Genomic DNA, 1,841 nt, shown 5'->3' with positions numbered 1-1,841 from the left:
TCATCGCCGGCTCCGGGTGAGGAGGTCCCGGCCGATGATGCTGCGCATCACCTCGTTGGCTCCCTCCAGGATCTGGTGGACGCGCAGGTCGCGCACGACGCGTTCGATGCCGTACTCGTGCAGGTAGCCGTAGCCGCCGTGCAGTTGCAGCGCGGTGTTCGCCGCGTCGAAGGCGGCGTCGGTCGCGAAGCGCTTCGCGAGGGCGCAGGCCACCGCGGCGTCCTCGGCGCCCGCGTCCATCTTCGCGGCGGCCCGCTCCAGCAGGGCCCGGGACGCCTGCAGCTGGGTCTCCATGTCGGCGAGCGCGAAGACGATCGACTGCATGTCGGCGAGCGGCGCCCCGAAGGCGTGCCGCTCTTGCACATACGCCGTGGCCCGCTCAAGCGCCCACTGGGCGCCGCCGAGCGAGCAGGCGCCCACGTTCACGCGGCCACCGTTCAGGCCACGCATGGCGATGCGGAACCCCTCGCCCTCGGCCCCGAGCCGGTTCCCGACCGGGATGCGGACGTTCTCGAAGAAGACCTGCTTCGTGGGCTGCGCGTTCCAGCCCATCTTTTTCTCGTCCGGGCCGAAGCTGAGGCCCGGCGTCCCCGCGGGCACCACCACCGCGCTGATGCCCCGAGCGCCGGGTTCCCCGGTGCGGACCATCACGAGGTAGACGGCGGACACCCCCGCCCCGGAGATGAACTGCTTGGTCCCGTTGATCACGTAGTCGTCCCCGTCGCGGGCGGCGCTCGTTTGGAGGGCGGCCGCGTCCGAGCCCGCCCCGGGCTCGGTGAGGCAGTAGCTGCCCAGGTCGGTCATGGCGGTGAGTCCGGGCAGCCACCTGGCCCGTTGTTCCTCGTTCCCGTAGGTGTCGACCATCCACGCCACCATGTTGTGGATGGAGATATAGGCGGCGAGCGTCGTATCGCCGCGCGCCAGCTCCTCAAAGATGGCCACCGCGTCGAGCCGGCTCAGCCCCGAGCCGTAGTCCTCCCGCACGTAGATGCCGCCGAGGCCCATCTCCCCGGCTGCCGCAAACGTGTCGAGCGGGAACAGCTTCTGCTCGTCTCGGTCACCGGCAAAGGGCGCCAGTGCGGCGTCCGAGAACTCTCGGACGGCTTCGATGAGCGCTTGGCGCTCCTCGGATGCTGTGTCTGTCATGGTCATTGCATCGTCGGGATGACGAAGCTTGCTCCTTCCCGGTTGCCAGAGGGCCACCGGCTCGTGACGGTCTTCGTCTTCGTGTAGAAGCGGAAGGCGTCCGGCCCGTGCTGGTTGAGGTCGCCGAAGCCGGAACGCTTCCATCCCCCAAAGGTGTGGTACGCAATCGGCACCGGGATCGGCACGTTGACGCCGACCATGCCGACGTTCACCCGCGCGGTGAAGTCGCGTGCGGTGTCACCGTCGCGCGTGAAGATGGCGACCCCGTTGCCGTACTCGTGGTCGGAGGCCAGCGCGAGGGCCTCCTCGTAGCTCTCGGCCCTGACAAGAATCAGCACGGGGCCGAAGATCTCCTCGCGGTAGATCGTCATCTCGGGGGTGACGTGGTCGAAGAGGGTCGGGCCAAGGTAGAAGCCCTCCTCGTGGCCGGGAACCGTGTAGCCGCGGCCGTCCGCGAGGAGGGTCGCGCCCTGCTCAACGCCGAGCCCGATGTAGTGCTCGACCCGGGCCTTGGCCTCGGCGGAGACGAGGGGGCCGTAGTCGACGCTCTCGTCGAGCGCCGGGCCGATGGTGAGCTCGGTGACTCGCTCCGCGAGCTTCGCGGAGAGCGCCTCCGCGGTTGCCTCGCCCACGGGCACGGCGACCGAGATCGCCATGCAGCGCTCCCCCGCGGAGCCGTACCCCGCGCCGATCAG

General features: G+C 69.7%; 2 protein-coding genes. Both read right to left on the bottom strand.

Translation table 11 applies throughout. The features are described from left to right. Positions 1–1,152, bottom strand: coding sequence for an acyl-CoA dehydrogenase family protein (locus OOT08_RS09955; protein WP_325092498.1), 1,152 nt, complete (start codon positions 1,150–1,152; stop codon positions 1–3). Then, the coding region (locus OOT08_RS09950) for an aldehyde dehydrogenase family protein (RefSeq protein WP_325092497.1) at positions 1,149–1,841 on the bottom strand (693 nt) is incomplete at its 5' end. The genes OOT08_RS09950 and OOT08_RS09955, both read right to left, overlap by 4 nt.

This window comes from Leucobacter sp. M11, from assembly GCF_035726885.1.
Taxonomy (GTDB): Bacteria; Actinomycetota; Actinomycetes; order Actinomycetales; family Microbacteriaceae; genus JAPFRB01.
This window is presented reverse-complemented; position numbering and strand designations above follow the sequence as displayed.